Source organism: Halobacillus sp. K22 (genome assembly GCF_052246795.1).
Taxonomy (GTDB): domain Bacteria; phylum Bacillota; class Bacilli; order Bacillales; family Halobacillaceae; genus Halobacillus.
In genome coordinates this window covers 75,319-97,241 of sequence record NZ_JBQQCN010000005.1, presented here as the reverse complement: position 1 = coordinate 97,241, position 21,923 = coordinate 75,319, and the positions used below count along the sequence as shown (strand labels likewise).

The following is a 21,923-nucleotide window of genomic DNA, read 5'->3' as shown; positions in this document are numbered from 1 at the left end:
CCTTTTTCACTTTATTTATCTTCATCATAGCACGGATACTCGATTACCCACTAGAAATATGCGTCCGTCAATCTTCTTCCTCCAGGATGAGTCCCTCAACATGCTTGCGGTCCATTTGCTTACGTACTTTACGATATTCCTTAGATTTGAAGATAATATCGAAGTCGTAATCCTCTGGATATAAATCCTCAGCTCGAATGTGAAGCTTAAGCCGTTTGTGATTGTAGGTAAACTTTTCTCCTTTAACCTGAACCACGTAATTTCCGGTTTGATCTGGACCCTTATAAACAATGGCTGTTTCTCCTGTAGCCTGGATAATCACATTGTCCCCCATTTGAAAACGCGGTTTCTCGGTCGAAGGCTCCCTGGGGGTTTTCCCTCTTCTGTAACGATTTACTGCTGCCTGACGTTTATAATCTGCTGCTTGTAAATCCTGCTCACTGACATCAAAATTTCCTTCCTGTTTATAAGTGATCGAATACGCCTGGTTTAAAATCTCAGGATGAAGACCTAGTTTATGTGCAATATCAAAAGCCTGACTCCTTCCAGAGGTTCCAAGAAGCAGTCGATACGTAGGCTTAAGCGTTTCTAGATCAAACTCCATAGCTCCATTCATAAACCCGGCCTTTTGCCGAGCGTACTCTTTCATCTCACTATAATGGGTGGTTGCAAGGATCGTTGCCCCCTTTTCTGAGAGTTTTTCAAGAATGGCTGTTGCAAGACCCATGCCTTCCCCAGGATCCGTGCCAGAACCAATTTCATCTAATAAAAGCAGAGAATGATCATTCGCCTTCCTCAAAATATCAATTAAGTTAACTAGTCTTGAGCTGAAAGTACTTAAGTTCTCCTCAATGCTCTGACCATCTCCAATATCAACAAAAATCTGCTGAAAAACCGGCAGTATACTGCCTTTTTCTGCCGGGATCGGAAGACCTGACTGAGCCATCAGACAGAGCAGCCCCACTGTTTTCAGAGTTACAGTCTTTCCGCCTGTATTAGGTCCCGTAATGAGTAATGCCTGGTCTTCTGGATTCATTTGAATACTCAGAGGAACTGCTTTCTCCCCCAGCATCGGGTGCCTCGCACGGCTGAGGCGAAGCGTGAAGTCTTCAGAGAATTCCGGTGCAGTCCCTTTGATGATGCGGCTGTATTTTCCCTTGGCAAAAATAACGTCATACTCATGCATCGTTTCCATTGCAAGGTTCAATTCTGACTCGTGGTCCAATACTTCTGCGGTCAAGGTATAGAGAATCTGTTCCACTTCATGTTCTTCATTCATACGCAGTAACTGCAGATCTTCCTGAAGATTGGCAAGTTCTTCTGGTTCAACAAAAATTGTAGCTCCTGAGGCAGACTGATCGATAATGGCTCCTTTAATTTTGTTTCTGTTTTCTCTTTTGATCGGGAGAGTCCAGCGTCCATCTTTCTCAACTGGTCTTGCTTCCTGCATAATTGATTGATACTTTTTGGCCTGCGCCTCAGTTTTTTCCTTCAATCGGTTTTGTTTCATTTGAATCTGTTTCCTAATCTTAGCTAAATTCTTAGAAGCATAATCATCTACCTGCCCGTGGCGAATCACTTGCTGGATATCCTCCTCCAGCCTGCTTAAGTCAGAAATAGAGGAAGCATACAGGCTGATCATCGGGGCGATAATCTTTTTATCCAGCATAAAACGCTTTAGCTTTGTACAATGGTCAAGAAATGATAGCAAAGCTGAAAATTGATTTGCACGGATAAACATCCCCTTTTTTCCTTGTTCGATCATATCTGTCACATCTTCAAGTGTGTGAATTGGTATGTTTCCACTTGTGTTTAAGATAGCTACGGCCTCTTCTGTTTCCTCGTGCCAGCGGTTCATAGCTTTTATATCATGTACTGGCCGTAAGGATTCAATCGTTACTTTGCCGGGCTTAGTAAAAGCCAAACGGCTGACTATTTTCAATATCTCAAAAAATTCTAATGTCTGATACGTGCGTTCATTCATTGGTGACTCCTCCTTAACTAACTTTGTGAAACGTTAAATTTCAATAATAGAATATACGGCAGATATTAATGGTGGGGAAATATTTTCAGGAAAACACCTCATTCCCCGCCCCATTCTCTGCCAATAAAAAAACCACAGCAAGCAGATACGCTCGCCGTGGCTTGATTAGAACAGACCTCACTTAGAAGTGAAGACTCCTATTCCGCCAACAGAGAATATAAAAAAAGCTATGACTGAATAAGCCAGTCATAGCTTCGTTTTTATCCTCAACGTGCTACGCTTATGCTTGTTCTTAACTGCTCCTGAAAAATGGGTTTACAAACAAGACGTGTCCTATGCACGTCTTTTCCCATTACTTTATCAGGACTTTATCCAATTACGGATTAGTTAAGAACAACCACACTCATAAATCATTCTCCTCTTATTTAAAGGATCTTGTTGGCGGAACAGGGTGTCTGCTCCTTCTACAAATATATGCCGCGGAAATAAAAATGTCAATCCTCAAAAATTCTTTGATAACTTTCTTCAGTCGTTGGTGCCGTACTCGTAAACAGGGAGCGTTCAATAATTTTAAGGGCATTTTCATTACCTTCTGCTTTTTCTGAGGCGGTGCAATCTTCCGGAACCCACAAATCATACTCGCGCATGTACGCATCATTAGCTGTGAATAACACACAAATATCTCCGGCAATTCCAGTTAATATAAGATTTTTTACACCTAATTGATTGAGAAGAATATCCAGCTGTGTTCCAAAAAATCCAGAGTGTTTAGGCTTGATAATAAAATAGTCATCTTCATCTGGAAGGATTTGATTGATCACAGGTTCTCCCTGTCCTTTCCTGCATTCATCAATTAAATCGGACACGTTATCCTGCCAAAGACCAAAGTTATCGTTAACATAAATGACGGGTAAGCCTTCTTTTTGCATTTTCTTTTTAAAAGAATTGAGATTTTCAACCATAGGCTTTGTATTCTCCAGAAGGTCTTCGCCTCCGCTGAAATCCATCTTATTGATCATATCGATAATAATAAGGGCCGTATCGTTTTTCATTTAACAAAACTCACTTTCCGCTGTATTTCTCTGGACCTGCAGGAACCTGACGCTTATGCGCTGTCTTTTGATGCAGATCCTTCAAGAGTTTCTCATCTTCTGGGTCTATTTGTTCTCCTCGTAAGTACGCGTCTATGGTGTCATAGGAAAGACCAAGTTCTTCTTCATCGGACTGCCCCTCCCATAACTCTGCGCTCGGCTTTTTATGAATGATGGCATCAGTCACGTCCAGTGCTTCGGCCATTTCACGTACTTCTTCTTTTCTCATATTTATAAGTGGTACTAAGTCCACTCCTCCGTCTCCGTACTTCGTAAAGTAGCCGGTATAATCTTCCGGAGCATTATCTGTTCCAACGACCAGATAGTTGTAGTTATTGGCTACAGCATAAAGTGTGCTCATCCGCAGACGGGCCTGAAGATTCGCTCCACCCAATTGGGATTTATCACTATTCCAATCGCCCTTCTTTTCAAGTTCTTCCTGGATAGTTGAATACGTCGTTTCATAAGATGAAGTCAGATTAATTCCTACATAATCCAGTTCTGCGCCCTCTACTACATTCAGCGCATCGGTCTGGTCTTCTACTTCTTTATTAATAGGGAGCAGTACGCCTAGAGAGTTTTCTGGGAACGCCCGTTTAATTAGATATGAAACGACAGCCGAATCAATTCCACCGCTAATACCAACGAGAGCTCCATCTGCTCCTGCTTCTTTAACTTTTCCTTGTAACCATTCGGTTAAGTACTCGATTCTTTCCTGCATTCCTATTTCCCCCTTCAAAATTTACACTATATGGGTTCTGTTCCTTATTCCGATATAATATAAACCTTGTTTGTTATGGATGAGCAGGAAAGTGTAAAAAAAAGAACCTCATTTACCAGGGGGTACATTAAGACATGTGCGGATTCCAATTAAAGATGCACGCTCAAGTGAGCGTGCATCTTTGATAAACCTTAATTTTAGATTCTGTTAAACCTCAATGTTGATCTTACAGATAAGCTCCCGTTTGTGGAAGACTCAGGTTCGAGATAAATGGGGACCGTTACTCTATTTGGAAGAGGCCTGGTGGAGAAATAACTCGTCTTGTTCCATCACCCAGACACTCGAGACATAAGCCGTTCATCAACGGATGGAAAAACCACCATCCTTTTGATGCTCGGCTTATGCTGGTCGTGTCTTTCGGGGCGATTCCACATTTGAACACTTTCCTATGGGGGAACGCTGAGCTTCCTCGCTCGTTTCACTCCCTGCGGGATCTCACCTAGTTCCTTCTCCCGTTCTTACACTCATGATCGATGGAGTCATAAGCAAATGCCTAAACGGCGTGGAGTGCTATCCAGCTCCAGCACCTAGCGGCAAATAAGACTTCCCTCACTTCTGTACGATAAGGCAACATCGAATCGCTTTGCTCTTCGTGTTTTCTTTATCTCCGCCAGCTCAGTCCAGTCCATACGCCGCTGACCAAGGTGCTTCCGCTTTCAACCTGGGAGTCTCGCCATTTCCCCACCAACCCAGCCACAGGATAATAACGGACCCTGCCAGAAGAGAGTGTGCTTTTTTTCTTAACGGGTCTTAAATGCTCCTATGACAGGCTGTTCCCCATCTTTATAGCATGACACATCCTCATGCTCCCATGCTCATTTTGTGCATCAAGAAGGTATCTTAAGTGGTTTCAAGTTGCTGATATGGCATGGTCCGGAGGGGGGACGATGGAGACTCCTGCGGGATGAACATGATCGGTGAGATACCGCAGGGCTGTAAGCCCGCGGAAAGTGTTCAAGAGCGGAATCGCCCCGATAGACACGACACGCATAAGCAGGAAATTCAAAAGGGATGCGTTCTTTCGTCCCGTTGAAATTCATGCTTATGACGCGAGTGTCTGGGCGATGCAGCTGGCCGAATCGTCCCCCACAGGACCTCCACTCTAACCCATTATCTCGAATTCGAGTCTTCAAATAACCGGCCCGATAGCTTAAGAAAGATTTTTATGAAAAACAAATATAAAGTTTAACAGAGCCTAATTTTAAGTTCCTGTTTTCTTATTCCCCGTCGATACCTCTGGAGCTTCCAGGATCGAAGGTGCTTTTTTTGGAAGCTTTCCAAAGATTAATCCAGGACGCAGGAAGTACTTGTGCGTAAACCAGATGATCAAGTAACAGAGGACGATCGTACTCACATATCTAAGAAGAATAAATACGTGGAACCAATACCCCTCAGGTGCTGGGATGAATTGAGCCACGACCTTCAGTATGAAAGGATGAAGCAGATAAAACCCAAAAGAATACACAGCCACCCGCTGCACATAAGGAACAATACCTGGCCATTTATCACACACTAATTCGGTCAAGCGGAACATTAAATAACTGCCACTTAAAATATAAGTTAAGTTAACAATTAAATAAACATAGCCCGGGAGCACGAACGTAGAAACCGTGTATAAATGGTAGTATAAGAACACGGTAGTCACACCGGCTGCCAATGCAAAAACCGCCCACGCAGCGTTCGATTTTTCATAAATAAGAGAACGCTGTTCTTTATAATACGTACCGATCCAGCCCCCCAACAAATAAGGTCCAAGAGAGCTGAGGAAGATAGAAAACGGAATCAGCTGGAACATTTGGTCAAAGAAATAGTAGCCAATTTCTATAGCAATTCCAAATACCCACATATATCTTCTAAACACAGGTACTTTCTGCGCTATAAATAAAATGATAGGAAATACCAGATAAAATTGCACAATTAAAAATATGAAGTGAAGCTGGTAAAAAGACTCCCCCTGAATAATTCTCCAGGTCATCTCTGCAAAATTAAGAGGAACCGCACCAATATAAAGAGAAAAAGCTTCATAGAATAAGGCCCATAAGAGATAGGGAACCACGATATAAAGCGCACGCTTTTTATAGTAATCCTTCAACTCTGGCACCGACATTTTTTTATCCATATATTTATAGAAAAATACCATGGCTGTAATCATGATGAATATACCGGCTTCTAATCGTATGATCCGATTGATAAAGTGATAAATCCCAAACTCTATACTGCCTTCAGAAAAGACGGTTTGAAAAACACCTGTAGTATGAACCAGTACAACCATCAGCATGGCAAAAAGCCTTAAAAAATAGATAGATTCAATTCTATCTTTCTGCATAATGATCATCCTTATATCTAAATAATTTCAATAAACCCTAAGTAATCATAGCATAGTTCTACAAAACACATCATTTTGTTACAAAAAATTAAATAAAACGTGATGTTTTATAAACAATGCTTCCATTACATGGAATACTGAATAGCTTATTGTTTGTTTTGAAAAGGACTCAGAAGACAACAAACTCGCTTTCCAGAAGTACTGCAAGTTGCAGTCCCCGAAAGCGAGTTATTTTCAAGAAATATTGGGTCCAAATTACGGATAACTCTTCTAATTAATAAATCAACACCTACGCTTTTCACATAGTTGATCATGCTAATTTTCAGCGTCATGGAAGAATAACACATAATAGACTACGATTTGCATCTCTCCACCTTTTTGTTAGGAGGTTCCAAGAGTCATTCCTCCATCTACAACAATTTCCGTCCCTGTGCAGTATGAACTTTCATCCGAAGCAAGAAAAGCTGCCACCCTCGCTATTTCGATAGGCTGGCCAATACGTCCTAGCGGAATATCTTGATAGGACTCCGGAACTCCTTTTCCCTGAGTAGCCATTTCAGTTTCGATTCCCCCGGGGTGAATCATATTGACTCGAATCCCTTTTGGTCCTAATTCAATTGCGGCAGATTTAGACATGGCCACTACCGCCGCCTTAGTAGCTGCATACGCCGAGGAACAGCTAATAGGAGCAAAAGACGAAATGGATAAGTTATTAATAATCGAGCCCTTTTTTTGTTTTTCCATGTACGGAGTAACGGTTTGCATTCCGATGAATACTCCAAGCTGGTTTACATTAATTAACTGCTGATACTCTTCTATTGTGAGTTGGCTGAAAGGCTTACGTATAAGGATTCCAGCATTATTAATAAGAGTGTCTATGCGGCCGAACTCTTCAATGATCAGGCTAACCGCTTCCTTCCACTGTTCTTCACTGGTTACATCTAACTTGACCGGATAAGCCTTCTCTTTACCGATTTCTTCAGCTGTTTCCAATGCTTGAGTATAATCTCTCGCTGCCACGATCACACGGCTCCCCAGTGCAGCCAAATGCTCGGCCATTGCTTTTCCCTGTCCACGATTAGCCCCCGTAATCAGAACTATTTGATTGGTTAAATCGCTCATAATCCATTCTCCTCACTAATTGTTATTTTTCATACAAAATATAATTTTCTCGGGCTGATTCGGATTTTCATGAGTCAACAATTATGCTTCCAAACACCTGAATATAGTAATGATCACCAGCTTACTTATGTTAAATTACTTTTCCAGAGTCTTCTCTTCGACTTCCATGGTCTCACCAGTCTATACTTTTCCGCATGAGTGCCGCAACTTTCCCTCCCCTTATTACCTACTCCCCTTCGGAATAAAAATAAGGCTTATCCGATGAATGAATTTTCAAAAAATAAATTGACAGAGTTGGAAAAATATAATAATATATAATTACAGTTAGCGAGTAAAAAAAACTGTGCTCATAAAGAGCTTATAATACTCCAAAGGGGAGTAGCTTACAGTTATGTCGACAATACGTGATGAATCATCACCGGCTTAACTGGCAACATAATGTTGTTTGCGAGACCTTTGCCAATTTTGGTAAAGGTATATATTTGGTTATCCCAAACCTTTACCAGACTGATGGTAAAGGTTTTTTTAATGCACAAAATTGAAAAGGGGTTCCGCTGAATGAAAGATACGTGCTGGGTTCATTCAAATAACATGCAAGGAGATACTAGATTATGATTCAATCATTGTTAAACTTTTTTAAAATTGGTTCGCCTAAAGTAGACTTGGTGCTGCACTCTCACCGTATTGCTCCCGGAGCGATTGTGAAAGGATCCTTCCACATCTATGGAGGTTGGCTGCCGCAAAAAATTAAACGACTGGAATGCGATTTTGTAAAAGAAACGAAAGGCCGGAAAACCGAATTAATTGCCCCAGCCGCTACCGTGTTAATGTCTCAGACAATGGAACCAAAAGGAATGCGTGAAGTTCCCTTTCACTATCAAATTCCGGAAGATCTTCCTCCTACAACGAACGCAGAGACGTATCGCTTAAAGACAAAAATTGTATTTACCGATGATGTGAAAACTTTTGACCACGACGAACTTGTCGTTTTGAATTAAACCATAATACATTAAAGAGGAGAAAATGAATGGACATTTCATTATTGATGGAATACGGCTGGGTCTTATTAATTCTAATTGGTCTTGAGGGGATTTTGGCAGCAGACAACGCCCTTGTCATCGCTACTATGGTAAAACACCTTCCGGAAAAGCAGCGGAAAAAGGCTTTGTTTTATGGTCTAGGCGGGGCTTTCGTTTTCCGATTTGCTTCTCTATTTGTCATCTCCTACTTGGTCCAGATTTGGCAGGTTCAAGCTATTGGTGCTTTGTATTTAATTGGAATCGCTGCTTATCATTTGTTGAAAAAACATGTGCTGAAACCAAAATTAATAAAATCACACTCCACAAGCAAAGGCTCAGGTTTCTGGATGACCGTTGTTAAAGTCGAACTTGCTGACATTGCGTTTGCTGTAGATTCCATCCTTGCTGCTGTAGCTTTGGCCGTGATGCTCCCTACTACCAGCCTACCTCATATCGGTGGTTTGGACGGCGCACACTTTGCCGTTATTCTTTCCGGCGGTATAATTGGACTGATCATCATGCGTTTTGCTGCTAGATATTTTGTAATTCTGCTCGACAAGCGCCCTGGTCTTGAGACAGCCGCTTACCTTATTGTCGGTTGGGTAGGCGTGAAGCTCGCTGTCTATACACTCGACCACCCAGAAGTCGCACTTTTAGCGGACGGATTTGCTAAAAGCCTTACCTGGAAACTTATCTTCTGGGCTGTCCTCCTTACTATCGGTGCCGGCGGATGGTTCCTTTCTAAGGAAAAAACGCAGCCCTCCGTTAAAACGGAAACAGAAACTGCGCTTTAATAAAGACGACGTTCTACCTTGTTGAAGATGATTCATAAAAGCTTTTACACTAACAAAAACGAGAGATCAGAGTTGATCTCTCGTTTTTCTAATAAACCGCTATTTCTTCTTCATAAGAAGTTAAAGCTTCGTCAAACATTCTCAACCCTTCATCAATCTGTTCTTTACTTACCGTTAATGGAGGAATCATTCGAATAATTTCAGTCTGATTTCCGCCAAAGTAAAAGAGAACTCCATTTTCAAGAGCCTTGTCCAGGACGTTAAATAAGCCATCACTATTGGGCTTCCCTGTAACGGGATCAACGATCTCAATACCGATCATAAGACCGACTGAGCGAATTCGTCCAATTGATTTATGCCGGCCTTTTATCTCCTGCAACTTCTCAGCAGCGTAAGCTCCTGCTTCCTTCGTATTTTCAAGCAGGTTCTCTTCCTCTATCACATCCAGAACCGCATTGGCCGCGGAGCAGGCAATTGGATTTCCTCCAAAAGTAGTTGCGTGGCTCCCCAAAGGCCACTGCTTCATCAGTTCATTTGGAGCAACAGTCGCACTTAGTGGCATCCCATTAGCAATGCCTTTCGCGATAGCCATGATATCTGGTGTTACATCGAATGTGTGGGAGGCAAACCATTCACCTGTTCGTCCAAACCCTGTCTGCACCTCATCAAAAATGAGTAACAATCCGTAATAGTCACACAGTTCTCGGACCTTTTGAAGCCAGGCTGTTGGCGGGACGATATATCCTCCCTCTCCAAGCACGGGCTCAACTAAAACAGCCGCTACCTCATCTGATGTCACTTGATGGGCAAACAATCGCTCGAAATCTTTTTCTAATTGCTGAACCACATACTCTTCTGGATCCGTGCCTTCTGGGGCATCCTCCACCTGGGCGTAAGGAATCTGATAAGATCCGGTCGGATTAAGAAACTTGCGGTATTTACTTTTCGAACTGGTTACACTGAGGGCTCCCATAGAACGGCCATGGAAACCGCCGATAAACGATACGATGTAAGGGCGTTCCGTCACATGCTTCGCTAGTTTGATAGCTCCTTCAATGGCTTCTGCTCCGCTATTTCCAAAAAAGAAGCAGTCGAGATCTCCGGGCATGATTTCAGCCAGACGATCCGCAAGTTTCAAAATCGATTCGTATATGATCACTCCAGATGGACCGTGCCCTAGCTGGTCCGCCCCTTCCTTAATAGCCTCTACTACTTTTGGGTGGCGATGTCCAACATTGGTGGTGGCAATACCCGAAGTAAAATCTAAATACGTTCTGCCATCTACACCATAATAATAGCACCCTTCCTCTTTAAGTACCGGCAAATTCGGGTGATCCTTCGCCATACTTGGCGCCAGTCGATTTGACAGATTTTCAACGAGATGACTCCAATCGTTTCCCATAACAAACTACCTCCATAAAAAAACTCTCTCTATAATAGCACGCGGTCTAGAAGAATAATAGATGAGCCATCAAAGCCGCGATAGGCAGCGTAATGACGGTTCTCTGTAAAAAGATAATGAACAATTCTCCAATGTTCAAAGGAATTTTCGATTTTATTAACAGAATACCAATCTCAGACATATACACCAATTGGGTCAAAGACATGACTCCGATGATAAAGCGGGTCAGTTCTGATTCGATTCCAGACCCGATAACAGCAGGCAGGAACATGTCCGCAAAGCCGACAATCATAGCCGGAGCTGCCGCCTGTGCCTCTGGTATTTGCAACAGGTTCAAGAAAGGTATAAATGGATAAGACAAGAACGTAAAAATTGGGGTAAATTCAGCGATAATAAGAGCAATCGTCCCAAGGGCCATAACCAAAGGAATTAGGCCAAGCCAAATATCGGCTACATTAAAAATCCCTCGATTGATCACACTACGCGCGCTTTTTACCTGGTCGGCCTTTCTTACAGCCTGGTCCACCGCCCATTGAAAGCTTGAAAAGCCTGAAGGCACGGCCTCATCGATTTGTTTTCCTGCCGGTCCATAGTACGTACTCTTCTTTCGGGAAAGCGGAGGAAGACGCGGACATACCACCGCTGCTACAATACCGCATACGGCTACGGTGAAATAAAATTGAACGAACATATGGTCAATTCCTATGAATCTTGCGATAACTAAACTAAAGGCTATCGATGCAATGGAAAAGTTAGTTGCGACCACAGCGGCTTCTCGTTTAGAGTAATAGCCTCCTTCGTACTGCTGGGTAGTCAGCAATACTCCGACCGTTCCACTGCCCATCCATGACGCTAAAGCATCGACGGAGGAACGGCCCGGCAGCTTGAATAATGGTTGCATAACTTTACGAACCATCGTCCCAATGAAATCCATTAATCCAAATTCTAATAGTAATGGCATGAACAGGCTGGCAAATAAAAACCAAACCATCAATACCGGAATTAGATCGAACAGCACAACCTGACCAGTTAATTCAGAGGAAACCACTTCAGGCCTTGCGCCGGTCAGGGTCAGTGTTGCAAAGACTGCTCCGAGAAAACGCAGAACAATCCAGAATAAGCCAACATCAAATAATCGTGCAATGAATGTATGATTGCGGATAGCGGGCTTGCTAATTCCTTTGATAACGATAGCTCCGAGAGCTGAAACCCAAAGCACACTTGTCATAAATAAAGGAATGTAATCAGAAATAGCGGCCTGCAGGCCATCGGCCATTACCCCAAGACCTATCGTGACCGTACCATCTACTGAGATCGGAACGAGAAACAATAGCACTCCTATGACCGAAGGGACTAAGAATTTGATTAATTGTTTAGCTGTATATTTCTTTTCCATCTGTACTTCTTGCTTTTCTAACTCCATCTTCCTTCCTCCACTTCTGAATATGAATGCATATTTTTTCGTATTTTAAGATTATATAACCATTTCAATTTGTTAATCATACATTTTAATGCATATTGATTCAATACCTTATATAAAGAAACTTACTTATCTCTTTCATTTTCTAATCATTCCATCCATATTAAGGAATAAATATACATAATCATCTAATGTTATCAATAAAGACCATACGTTTTTCTATATTTCCCTCCGCATTTTATTCCACTAAAGGGCCGGTTAGTTGAAGACTCAGTTTCGAGATATTTTGTAGAGATAGGGGCTCCAGGGAACGACTCGCTTTCCGCGGCCCTGCACGACGCAGGGTCGTTCGACGTTGCCACAGGACGTGGCGATCTTAGTCGAACATCCCTTGTGGTGAGCTTCCTCAGGCTTCGCCTTCCGGGATCTCACCGATCATGTTCATCCCGCAGGAGTCTTCGCCGTTCCCTTCCGCCCCTTTGCGATCATTGAGAGCTCAAAATTCTCTGCATAAACGCCTTCCAATGAACAAGTATAACCTAGGATCCTACGAGGGTATAACTGTAAAAACCCTGTTATATAAGCATTTTGAGGCAGATTCAGAATGGCTTCTATCTCCTAGAGCAGGGTCCGTTCACAAGAAATGGCTGGGTTGGTGGGGAAATGAAGAGACTCCCGTGGGAGAAGGAGCTAGGCGAGACCCCACAAGGAGCGATAGCGACTGAGGAGGCTTGCCAGTTCCCCCACAGGAAAGCGAGTTATTTCCCCACCAACCCTTTTCCATCTAGAGTAACGGGCCCATTTATCTCGAAACTGAGTCTTAAAGAAAAGGGAGCTTTTGTGGAATTATTAATATTGAGTTTTATGGGACTCCATAAAAAAAGAAGCTGCTACGCGCAGCTTCTTTCATGTTATGTGATTTGTTTTTCAGTAATGATAACTCCTCTTTTGCCCATCTCTTTAATATAAAGATCGCCCGGAACAATTTGCTCTGGTGGACACACGCCTTTTTTAGTAATTGCCTGACTGCCAATCATCTGGGCAACTACAGAGATCGTGTTCGCCGTAGCACGCGCCATGGCCGTCACCTGGGTGACCCGATCCTTATAAGTAACCATTTCATATTGATAGGCGGCATGTTTACCAGCCTTCTCTCCCCCCACATTCACCCGAAGCAAGACAGCATCATCTTTATTCTTCAAGCTAACGATTGGATCGATCGTTTTTAACAGCACTTCCCTGGTTTTGATTTTTACACCGCCAACCTCTACTTCACTGTCATTATGGGTTAAATTCAAGTCAACCAGCAGCTTCATTTTTTCCGCGTGGCCCGGGTACCGAATGGTTTTATACTCCAGGGTACGGACCTTTGGATAGGATTTCAGCAGAGTAGACGTCCCGCCTGACGTGTGGAAAGCTTCAAGCGGACCATAACGTTCAAAGTAGATAGGCTCTAACTCTGAAAGGGATGGTACTTCCTGAAGTTTACCGTTTCGAATAATAGTAGAAGGGTCTGTATAATGATCGAGCAGCCCTTCCATTGAGAAAACGTGATTGTATTCAAGTGGAGGTTCTGGCTGTACTGGTATGCCTCCAACAAACAAGCGGAGGGAATCCAGCTCGTCCAGTTTACTTACCCCGTAGCCCGATAATATATTAATCATCCCAGGGGCCACACCAAGATCCGGAATAATGGTAACTCCTGCGGCCTGGGCTTTTTCATCAAGTTCCAAAACTTTGTCGGTGATATGACCGATATGTCCCCCAAGGTCCACGGAGCTTACACCTACACCAATGGCTGTCCTCGCGACCATTTCATTGAATGAATAGAACAGAGCATTAATGACTACATCATACGATTTCATAAAAGCTGCCAGTTCAGCAGCGTTGCCTGCATCCACTTTATAAGCCTGAATTTTTGGAGAGTCTATGCTCTGACAAACCTTTTCAGCTCGTGCCAAATCTATATCAGCGAGTCCCACGTGCTTGACTCCAGGACTATGGACTAAATCCCTGGCTGCTTCTTTCCCCATTAGACCAGATCCAAGAACTGCTACTCTCATCATCCGTCCTCCTCTTCCCTCATTACCATACGAGCTACTCTACATCAATTTGAGCACGCTGCAATTTTCCACTGAAATCCACATAGACGGATTTCCATTCCGTAAACACATCTAAAGCTGCAAGTCCGGAATCGCGGTGCCCGTTCCCCGTTCCTTTTGTTCCTCCAAAAGGAAGATGAATCTCTGCGCCCGTGGTCCCTGCATTTACATATACAATCCCTGTATCAAGATCCCGCTGGGCAGCGAAAACTTTATTTATATCTTTTGTAAATATTGAACTCGAGAGGCCAAACTCCACTCCGTTATTTATCTCAACAGCTTCTTCAAGACTCTTGACTGGAATCAGGGAAACGACAGGTCCAAAGATTTCTTCTTGAGCAATACGCATCTCGGCATTCACATCGGTGAATAATGTGGGTGCGAAGTAATGACCTTTTTTATGTTCTCCGTTTTCCAGTACATAACCGCCAGCCAGCAGCTTGGCCCCTTCTTCATTTCCCACTCGAATATAGCTCTTTATTTTTTCGAGCCCTTTTTGATTAATAATTGGACCTACTTTAATCGATTCGTCTAATCCATTGCCGATGGTAAGCTTAGCCATTTCGTACATCAGCCGCTCTTCTAACTGATCCTTCAGGCTTTCATGAACCAATACGCGGCTGCAGGCGGTACAGCGCTGCCCGCTTGTTCCAAAGGCGCTCCATAAAATACCTTCTACTGCTAATGAAAGATCAGCATCCTCCATCACAATGACCGCGTTTTTCCCTCCCATTTCAAGTGAGACCTTTTTCAGTCTCTGGCCGCATTTTGATGCAATTCCGCGCCCGACTTCATTAGAGCCCGTGAACGAGATGACCCGGATATCATTTTCTTCTAGCATGGCTTCCCCAACGGTAGAGCCTGAACCGAACACGACATTAATGACTCCTTTAGGCAGTCCCGCTTCTTCAAATATTTTGGCTAATTCAAAAGCCATCACTGGTGTTTCAGAGGCGGGTTTCCAAACGACCGCATTTCCCGCTACGATGGCCGGAAACGATTTCCATGTCGCTATGGCTATCGGAAAATTCCACGGGGTAATAATCCCGACGACTCCTACAGGGGCGCGTACACTCATCGCGAATTTGTCCTTCAGTTCAGATGGAGTGGTCTGGCCGAATAATCTCCGCCCTTCCCCAGCCATATAGAAAGCCATATCAATCCCCTCTTGAACTTCTCCGCGTGCTTCTTCCAGCACTTTTCCATTTTCCATCGTCAGCCAGCGAGCCAAATGCTCTTTTCTTTCTTTCATAATTAAACCAACACGGTATAGTACTTCCGCACGCTGAGGAGCGGGAACAAGCGCCCACTCTTTTTGCGCTTTTTTTGCAGCTTCTACTGCGGAAGCGACTTCTTCTTTACTAGATAAGGGTACTTGCACCAGCGTTTCAAGGGTAGCTGGGTTAGTTACATCGGCATATGCGCCATTCCCAGGTTCCAACCATTCTCCATTAATGAAATTCTGAAGTTTTTCTTCTTGTTTTGGCTTTTGACTCACAGGTAATCTCCTCCTTGAACTAACTTTGATCTGCGGATCGCTGTCTTATTTGATTGATCGTTGAAGATACAGAGATCTGTTCTGCATCGCTTTCTATTTCAATGAGAGCTGGTTCCTCACACTCCAGAGCTCCAATCAAGGCCTGTTCAAACTCCTCAGGGGTCTTTACGTAGAACCCCATAACCCCTAATTGAACGGCCATGTCAGCAAACGGCACATTTCCAAGGTCTGTTCCAATCGTTTTAAATGGATAACGCATTTCCTGGTGCATACGGATGGTTCCATACATACGGTTATTAAATACGATACTTATGACCGGAATGTTGTACCTTACAGCTGTCTCAAGCTCCTGCATCGTCATGAGAAATCCGCCATCTCCAGAAAGAGACACCACCGTCCGGCCTGGATGGGCTAATTTTGCTCCAATAGCTGCGGGCAATCCGTATCCCATGGCTCCCGATGTAGGGCCAATATAGGTTTGCTTTTGGTTAAATTGGTAGTACCTATGCAGCCATCCCGCAAAGTTTCCGGCATCATTCGTAATGATCGCATTACCCGGTAAATGCGTTTGAAGAATTCCGATAATTCGATGATTACAATTGTTAGTGGCCGTAGGACTCAGCGATGATTGATAAACTTCCCTTCTCTTCACCGTCCAATTATTCCAACTTGGCACTACCTTTAATGCTAAAAAAGCTTCCAGACCTTCTTTGGCATCTGCCACGATTCCAACGTTAGGGGCAAATACTTTCCCAAGGATTCCATCATTTATATCCATATGAACCAGGGTCTGTTCCCGATTGAAGATCGTATAATCCTGCGTGGTAATTTCCGATAACCGCGTGCCTATCGAAAGGATAAAATCTGCTTCCTTTACAGTCTGCACTACACCCGTATCTGTTCCTAAACCAAGATGGCCGGCATACAGCCTGTGATCGTTCGGAAAAACATCATGTCTGCGAAAAGCTGCCATCACTGGAATATTGCACTTCTCAGCAAATTGAATAAGCGTATCTTCTGCGTCCGCCATCTTTACTCCGCCTCCCGCAATAATGAGAGGACGTTCCGCATTTTGTATATACTTCTCTACAAGCATGGTTTCTTGTTTCGAGGGAGCAGGACGGGGTCTGACGGTTGGTTTTTGAAACTCCATGATCGTCTTTTTTGTGAGCAGGTCTTCCGGTAAAGAAACAACTACCGGCCCGGGCCGCCCGGTCTGAGCAATCCTAAAGGCCCGCTGCACCAACTCCGGAATCCGGGCTGGGTCATCTATTTCAACTGTCCACTTCGTAATCGGACTGAAAAAATGAGCCAGATCAATTTCCTGGAACCCTTCTCTCCCTCTGAAACTACTATGGACTTGTCCTAAAAAAACCACTAAGGGCGTGGAATCCTGATAAGCTGTGTGCACCCCAATGGCAAGGTTGGAACCGCCCACCCCTCTTGTGGCCATTACAACACCAGGTTTACCCGTAGCTTTTGCGTAACCTTCAGCCATAAAGGAAGCCCCGCCCTCATGTCTTGCAGATACAAGCTTCATAGAGGGTTCATTAAGAATGGCGTCCATGACCGGGAGGTAACTTTCTCCTGGTACACAAAACACTTTTTCGATGGCTTCGATTTTCATACACTCTACAATTGCCCTGGCACTTGTCAGTATGGAGGATTCATTATGTCCCATCCGCATGCTCTCCTGCCTTCATGATTTTCATGCGGTTAACCGCTTCCTGCAGACGATCTTCAGGGACAGACAAAGAAATCCTGAAATACCCCTCTCCCTTGTTCCCAAAAGCCGTTCCCGGTGTTAAAATCACTCCGGCTTCATCCAGTACTTTTTCAACGTAGCCTTGTGATGTATAACCCTTCGGAACCGGTGCCCATATAAAAAAGGTGCCTCTTGGACGATCTGCGTGGATATTCATTTCTGATAAACCGTTAAGCATCCGGTCCATACGCTTTTCATAAATCCTGTTATTCTCTTTAACTGTTGAGAAGTCGCTGTTTAATGCAGCCGCTCCTGCTTTTTGGATAGGGAGAAACTGACTGGTATCGGTGTTACTTTTCATCACAGCTAAGGCTTGGATCAATTCTTTATTACCTACCGCGTAGCCAATTCTCCATCCGGTCATATTAAAACTTTTCGATAAAGAACCGAACTCCACCGCCGTCTCTTTTGCACCCGGTATCTGCAAAATACTGGGAGCCTTATAACCAGAGAAGGTCACTAAATCATAAGCAGCATCGTGAGCTACACAAAGCTTATGCTGCTTCGCAAATGTCACAGCTTTCTCAAACGTCTCCACCTCTACCGTTGCACCAGTGGGATTCCCGGGATAATTTAAAATCATCAGCTTTGCTTTTTCCACGTCTTCCTCTATCAGCAATTGATAATCAGGGATATACCCATTCTCTCTGTCCAATGGATAAGGAAGCGCTGTTCCATAAGCCAAATGCACAGCTGACTGGTACACAGGATAGCCTGGATCAGGTATCAGCACGCCGTCTCCCGGATCAATGACAGCCCGAATCAAATGAGCGATTCCTTCTTTTGAACCAATTAAGGCAAGTACCTCTGTATCCGGGTCAAGCTGGACATCATAATGCTTCTTGTAAAAGGAAGCAACCGCCTGCTTAAATTCCTCACAGCCGCCGTAAGGGGCATATTTATGATTGTCAGGATTGGCCGCTTCCACAGTTAAGCGGTCGATAATAAAGGACGGAGCAGGTAAATCTGGAGCTCCTATTCCTAAATCAATTACGTCTATCCCCTGCTGCTTTAATTTCTTCTTTTTTTCATGAAAAATTGAAAACAAATAAGGTGGCAGACTTCTTACCTGTCTTGAACCAAATTCCATTGTAAAACCCCCAAATCACAGTGGAGTAATCTTAAATTTCTAAGATGTAAATTAATGGACCACTTCTGATACCTGTCCTGATTTTTCTCAGAATTGTCCCACTGCTCTATCCTATTACGGTAAAAATTATTTCATGATAGGCATTTATTCATTGAATGAAAATTTATGAAATACTCATATCTAACGATTTCCTGGAATAAGATGAAGTGTAACGCTTAGGACAGACCCTATTATGATCAAGAACATCGTTCCCAAGCCAGTTGGATTCATACTAAGTATGGGTTCTTCTGGCTTTTTACTTGTTTAGAAAGGAAGTGATCCATTTGTCTGGGGCGCTTGAAGGAATTCGTGTACTTGATTTGACCCGGGTGCTTGCTGGTCCTTATTGTTCTATGATTCTTGGAGATTTAGGGGCAGACGTTATTAAAGTGGAGGCTCCCGGTGGAAGTGATGATACCCGCAAGTGGGGGCCGCCGTTCCAAGAAGGAGTCAGTGCTTATTATGCATGTGCCAACCGTAATAAAAAGAGTCTCACCGTCAATTTAAAGACCGAGAAAGGAACGAAAATCATCCGTCAGCTTGTATCTGAAAGTGATGTTATCCTTCATAATTTTAAAACGGGAACCATGGAGCGCCTTGGGCTGGGTTATGATCAGCTGAAAAAGGTTAATGAAGGAATTGTTTACTGTTCCATCACTGGTTTTGGTGAAACTGGTCCATATAAACATCTTCCAGGGTACGATTTCATCATTCAAGCCATGAGCGGACTGATGAGCATTACAGGAAACATAGACTCAGGACCTCAAAAAACGGGTGTAGCCATTACGGACATCTTAACGGGTTTATATGCATGTATCGGCATTCAGGCAGCTTTACTCGAGCGGTCTCATTCAGGGTATGGCCAGCAGCTTGATTTATCTTTATATGATGCGGCTGTCAGTTCACTTGTTAATATAGGAAGCAATTATTTAATGTCAGGTGAAATCCCTGGGCGCCTCGGAAATCACCATGCCAACATTGTCCCTTACCAAACTTTTCGAACCAAAGATGGTGACATGGTTATAGCAGTTGGAAATGACATTCAATTCGCTTCTCTCTGTCAGATCATCCAAAAGCCCGAACTGGCTGCAGATATTCGCTTTCGCACGAATCCAGATCGAGTCGCCCATCGACAGGAACTTGTTCCAATTTTACAAGAAGGATTCCTTGAGAAACCTACAGATTATTGGAAGGAAAAATGTCAAGGAGCCAATATCCCATTTGGACCGATCCATACCCTGGATGACTTGTACCTCGATCCGCAGCTAAAAGAGCGGGATATGTTTCTAGAATCCGAGCACCCAACAGCCGGTTCTATAAAAATGATCGGCAGCCCGTTGAAGCTCTCCCGCTCCAAAGTAAAACTGAAACGCCATCCTCCGGAGCCAGGAGAACATACGGAAGAAATCCTTCAGTCCCTGGGATATGACAAGATGCAAATCGAAGAATTACGAAATATAAGTGTTATTTAAGGAGTGATCATATGGATTTTGATTTTAGTGAAGAGCAGATCATGCTCCGCAAAACAGTGCGCGGCTTTGTGGATAAGGAAATTATGCCTTATATCGGGGAATGGGATGCGAATGGAAAATTTAATTCAAGCTTGTTAAAAAAATTGGCTGACTTAGGTTTGATGGGCGTCTGTATTCCTGAAAAATACGGTGGCAGCGGCATGGACTACAATTCCCTGGCTATCGTATGTGAAGAATTAGAGCGGGGAGATACGGCCTTCCGCACCGCTGTTTCCGTCCATACCGGGCTTAACAGCATGACGCTTTTGCAATGGGGAACAGACAAACAAAAGCAAACCTACTTAGTTCCGCAGGCAAAGGGAGAAAAATTAGGCGGTTTTGGACTTACAGAACCCGGGGCTGGATCAGATGTAGCGGCACTTCAGACTACCGCCAGGTGGGATGGAGACGAATATGTTCTTACCGGCCAGAAGACATGGATATCCCTATGTGATACGGCTGATTTCTTCCTGGTTTTTGCCTATACTGATAAAAGTAAAAAGCATCATGGCATTTCAGCCTTTATCGTGGAACGAACGATGAAAGGATTCTCTTCAAAAGCAATTAAAGGAAAATTAGGCATTCGTGCCGGAAATACTGGGGAATTATTTTTCGATCAAGTCAGAGTCCCTAAAGAAAACTTAGTCGGAGCAGAGGGAGACGGGTTTAAGATTGCTATGGCCGCTTTGGATAATGGACGTTTTACAGTAGCGGCCGGCGCTTGCGGACAAATCATGGCTTGTCTTGAAGCTAGTATTGATTATTGTCATGAGCGTAAAACATTCGGAAAGGAAATTGGAAGACATCAGCTGGTCCAGCAGATGATTGCCAATATGGAAGCTGGTCTTCAAATGAGCCGCCTTCTTGTTTATCGTGCCGGGGAACTGAAGAATAAAGGCATTCGCAATACTCGGGAAACGTCGCTTGCTAAGTGGCAGGCCTGTAATTTCGCAAATCAGGCAGCGGATGATGCCGTTCAAATTCATGGGGCTTATGGTTACTCTAATGAATATCCGGTCGAACGCTATTTACGTAACTCGAAGGCCCCTGTCATTTATGAGGGCACAAGAGAGATTCACACCATTATGCAAGCAGAATACGTCCTCGGCTACCGAAAAGATAAGCCGCTAAGTCGAACGCTTCCTGCCTGGCAGTCCAAATCCTGATCCCAAAAAAAGAAAGACGCCTATTCCTAGAATGGCGCCTTTCTTTTTGGTTATCTTCAAGATATTAATTAAATCCTTCCACACAGACTCCGTTTCGAGATAAATTGATTCCGTTACCATATGAGGAGGGGGACGATGTAGACTCCTGCGGGATGAACATGATCGGTGAGATGCCGTATCACCACAGAAGAGGTTCGACTAAGAACGCCGCGTCGCGCGGCAACGTCGAACGACCCTGCGTCGTGCAGGACCTAATTTTTTGAGTCTGCTCTTTCCCAAATTAATTGTGTATTCTTTTCCTGACCCTGTATAAATACCGGCTGGCTGTTAATAATTAATCGGTCTCCTTCAAACTGCACGTAGCGAGGCTGGGTATCGCCTTCCCAATTCGGATTCAAGCTTACAGTCATATAATGCTCCACCATGCTCTCTCCTGAACTCACTTCGTATGTTCCTGAATAGGCAAGATACCCTTTGGCAGCTGCTGCAACCGCCTTGGTTGGGCCCGTATGAATGCCGCCTGCTGCATAAGCTAGCCTGCCTGAACTCATAATTTGGACAGACATATATCCGTCTTCATGATAAATCGCGATGCCGGATGCATCTTTTCCCATAGGGTGATTCGACACGCCCCTGGCGTCCGTCACCTGATAATTAACGAGTTTCCAAACTCCTGTCAACTTCTCCTTAAGTGTTCGTGCCTCTTCTTCCATCGTTAACTCCCCTTATTCATCTTTTATTTATTAGTCCATTTGTATATTTTAACAAAAAAAGAACGAGAACTTTTGTTTTTTGCCCAATGCTTAACTAACA

16 protein-coding genes are annotated in these 21,923 nt (G+C 43.7%); 4 read left to right on the top strand and 12 right to left on the bottom strand.

Translation table 11 applies throughout. The features are described 5' to 3' along the window. Positions 1-67: 67 nt before the first annotated feature. The 5 genes from ACTWPM_RS05795 to ACTWPM_RS05775 all read right to left on the bottom strand — a co-directional run bounded on the left by ACTWPM_RS05795 (position 68) and on the right by ACTWPM_RS05775 (position 7,304). On the bottom strand, positions 68-1,984 hold the full coding sequence (locus ACTWPM_RS05795) for an endonuclease MutS2 (protein ID WP_443132120.1): 1,917 nt from the start codon (positions 1,982-1,984) through the stop codon (positions 68-70). Between the two features lie 494 nt (positions 1,985-2,478). Then, positions 2,479-3,036, bottom strand: a complete 558-nt coding sequence (locus ACTWPM_RS05790) for an isochorismatase family cysteine hydrolase (protein WP_443132119.1) — start codon at positions 3,034-3,036, stop codon at positions 2,479-2,481. 10 nt (positions 3,037-3,046) lie between these two features. Next, on the bottom strand, positions 3,047-3,796 hold the full coding sequence (gene nadE / locus ACTWPM_RS05785) for an NAD(+) synthase (protein WP_443132118.1): 750 nt from the start codon (positions 3,794-3,796) through the stop codon (positions 3,047-3,049). Between the two features lie 1,261 nt (positions 3,797-5,057). Further along, a complete protein-coding gene (locus ACTWPM_RS05780; RefSeq protein ID WP_443132117.1) occupies positions 5,058-6,182 on the bottom strand; it encodes an acyltransferase in 1,125 nt (374 codons plus the stop codon). Positions 6,183-6,563: 381 nt separating this feature from the next. Further along, the gene (locus ACTWPM_RS05775; RefSeq protein ID WP_443132116.1) at positions 6,564-7,304 is read right to left on the bottom strand and encodes an SDR family NAD(P)-dependent oxidoreductase; all 741 of its coding nucleotides are present in this window, start codon (positions 7,302-7,304) and stop codon (positions 6,564-6,566) included. Between the two features lie 611 nt (positions 7,305-7,915). Between ACTWPM_RS05775 and ACTWPM_RS05770 the strand changes: the two genes are divergently transcribed. Together ACTWPM_RS05770 and ACTWPM_RS05765 are read left to right on the top strand one after the other, a co-directional pair. Continuing rightward, positions 7,916-8,302, top strand: coding sequence for a sporulation protein (locus tag ACTWPM_RS05770; RefSeq protein WP_443132115.1), 387 nt, complete (start codon positions 7,916-7,918; stop codon positions 8,300-8,302). Positions 8,303-8,331: 29 nt separating this feature from the next. Beyond that, the gene (locus tag ACTWPM_RS05765) at positions 8,332-9,117 is read left to right on the top strand and encodes a TerC family protein (protein ID WP_443132114.1); all 786 of its coding nucleotides are present in this window, start codon (positions 8,332-8,334) and stop codon (positions 9,115-9,117) included. An 88-nt stretch (positions 9,118-9,205) separates the two neighbouring features. On the opposite strand, the gene ACTWPM_RS05760 is transcribed toward ACTWPM_RS05765, so the two are convergent. The 6 genes from ACTWPM_RS05760 to ACTWPM_RS05735 form a co-directional block, all read right to left on the bottom strand. Beyond that, positions 9,206-10,519, bottom strand: coding sequence for an aspartate aminotransferase family protein (locus tag ACTWPM_RS05760; protein ID WP_443132113.1), 1,314 nt, complete (start codon positions 10,517-10,519; stop codon positions 9,206-9,208). Positions 10,520-10,565: 46 nt separating this feature from the next. After that, positions 10,566-11,942, bottom strand: coding sequence for a YjiH family protein (locus ACTWPM_RS05755; RefSeq protein WP_443132112.1), 1,377 nt, complete (start codon positions 11,940-11,942; stop codon positions 10,566-10,568). Positions 11,943-12,850: 908 nt separating this feature from the next. Then, positions 12,851-14,002, bottom strand: coding sequence for a saccharopine dehydrogenase C-terminal domain-containing protein (locus ACTWPM_RS05750; protein ID WP_443132111.1), 1,152 nt, complete (start codon positions 14,000-14,002; stop codon positions 12,851-12,853). A 34-nt stretch (positions 14,003-14,036) separates the two neighbouring features. After that, complete coding sequence (locus ACTWPM_RS05745) at positions 14,037-15,539, bottom strand: aldehyde dehydrogenase family protein (protein WP_443132110.1); 1,503 nt, start codon at positions 15,537-15,539, stop codon at positions 14,037-14,039. Positions 15,540-15,558: 19 nt separating this feature from the next. Continuing rightward, positions 15,559-17,220: a thiamine pyrophosphate-dependent enzyme gene (locus ACTWPM_RS05740; RefSeq protein WP_443132109.1), complete on the bottom strand. Its 1,662-nt coding sequence runs from the start codon at positions 17,218-17,220 to the stop codon at positions 15,559-15,561. Continuing rightward, positions 17,210-18,394, bottom strand: a complete 1,185-nt coding sequence (locus tag ACTWPM_RS05735; RefSeq protein ID WP_443132108.1) for an LL-diaminopimelate aminotransferase — start codon at positions 18,392-18,394, stop codon at positions 17,210-17,212. The genes ACTWPM_RS05740 and ACTWPM_RS05735 overlap by 11 nt, the downstream gene beginning before the upstream one ends. Before the next feature lie 323 nt (positions 18,395-18,717). On the opposite strand from ACTWPM_RS05735, the gene ACTWPM_RS05730 reads away from it, so the two are divergent. Both ACTWPM_RS05730 and ACTWPM_RS05725 read left to right on the top strand, forming a co-directional pair. Further along, on the top strand, positions 18,718-19,905 hold the full coding sequence (locus ACTWPM_RS05730; RefSeq protein WP_443132107.1) for a CaiB/BaiF CoA transferase family protein: 1,188 nt from the start codon (positions 18,718-18,720) through the stop codon (positions 19,903-19,905). A gap of 11 nt (positions 19,906-19,916) precedes the next feature. Beyond that, positions 19,917-21,110, top strand: coding sequence for an acyl-CoA dehydrogenase family protein (locus ACTWPM_RS05725; protein WP_443132106.1), 1,194 nt, complete (start codon positions 19,917-19,919; stop codon positions 21,108-21,110). Positions 21,111-21,361: 251 nt separating this feature from the next. Here the strand turns inward: ACTWPM_RS05725 and ACTWPM_RS05720 are convergent, their stop codons facing one another. Continuing rightward, positions 21,362-21,823 carry a lipocalin-like domain-containing protein gene (locus ACTWPM_RS05720; protein WP_443132105.1) on the bottom strand — a complete coding sequence of 154 codons (462 nt, stop codon included), beginning with the start codon at positions 21,821-21,823 and terminating at the stop codon, positions 21,362-21,364. Positions 21,824-21,923 lie beyond the last annotated feature (100 nt).

Excerpts from the sequence above, each read along its gene's own strand:
- ACTWPM_RS05725 (WP_443132106.1), top strand. The coding sequence starts at position 19,917 with ATGGATTTTGATTTTAGTGAAGAGCAGATCATGCTCCGCAAAACAGTG.
- ACTWPM_RS05735 (WP_443132108.1), bottom strand. The coding sequence starts at position 18,394 with ATGGAATTTGGTTCAAGACAGGTAAGAAGTCTGCCACCTTATTTGTTT.
- ACTWPM_RS05790 (WP_443132119.1), bottom strand. The coding sequence starts at position 3,036 with ATGAAAAACGATACGGCCCTTATTATTATCGATATGATCAATAAGATG.
- ACTWPM_RS05775 (WP_443132116.1), bottom strand. The coding sequence starts at position 7,304 with ATGAGCGATTTAACCAATCAAATAGTTCTGATTACGGGGGCTAATCGT.
- ACTWPM_RS05760 (WP_443132113.1), bottom strand. The coding sequence starts at position 10,519 with ATGGGAAACGATTGGAGTCATCTCGTTGAAAATCTGTCAAATCGACTG.
- ACTWPM_RS05720 (WP_443132105.1), bottom strand. The coding sequence starts at position 21,823 with ATGGAAGAAGAGGCACGAACACTTAAGGAGAAGTTGACAGGAGTTTGG.
- ACTWPM_RS05765 (WP_443132114.1), top strand. The coding sequence starts at position 8,332 with ATGGACATTTCATTATTGATGGAATACGGCTGGGTCTTATTAATTCTA.
- nadE (WP_443132118.1), bottom strand. The coding sequence starts at position 3,796 with ATGCAGGAAAGAATCGAGTACTTAACCGAATGGTTACAAGGAAAAGTT.
- ACTWPM_RS05750 (WP_443132111.1), bottom strand. The coding sequence starts at position 14,002 with ATGAGAGTAGCAGTTCTTGGATCTGGTCTAATGGGGAAAGAAGCAGCC.
- ACTWPM_RS05770 (WP_443132115.1), top strand. The coding sequence starts at position 7,916 with ATGATTCAATCATTGTTAAACTTTTTTAAAATTGGTTCGCCTAAAGTA.
- ACTWPM_RS05755 (WP_443132112.1), bottom strand. The coding sequence starts at position 11,942 with ATGGAGTTAGAAAAGCAAGAAGTACAGATGGAAAAGAAATATACAGCT.
- ACTWPM_RS05795 (WP_443132120.1), bottom strand. The coding sequence starts at position 1,984 with ATGAATGAACGCACGTATCAGACATTAGAATTTTTTGAGATATTGAAA.
- ACTWPM_RS05780 (WP_443132117.1), bottom strand. The coding sequence starts at position 6,182 with ATGCAGAAAGATAGAATTGAATCTATCTATTTTTTAAGGCTTTTTGCC.
- ACTWPM_RS05740 (WP_443132109.1), bottom strand. The coding sequence starts at position 17,220 with ATGGGACATAATGAATCCTCCATACTGACAAGTGCCAGGGCAATTGTA.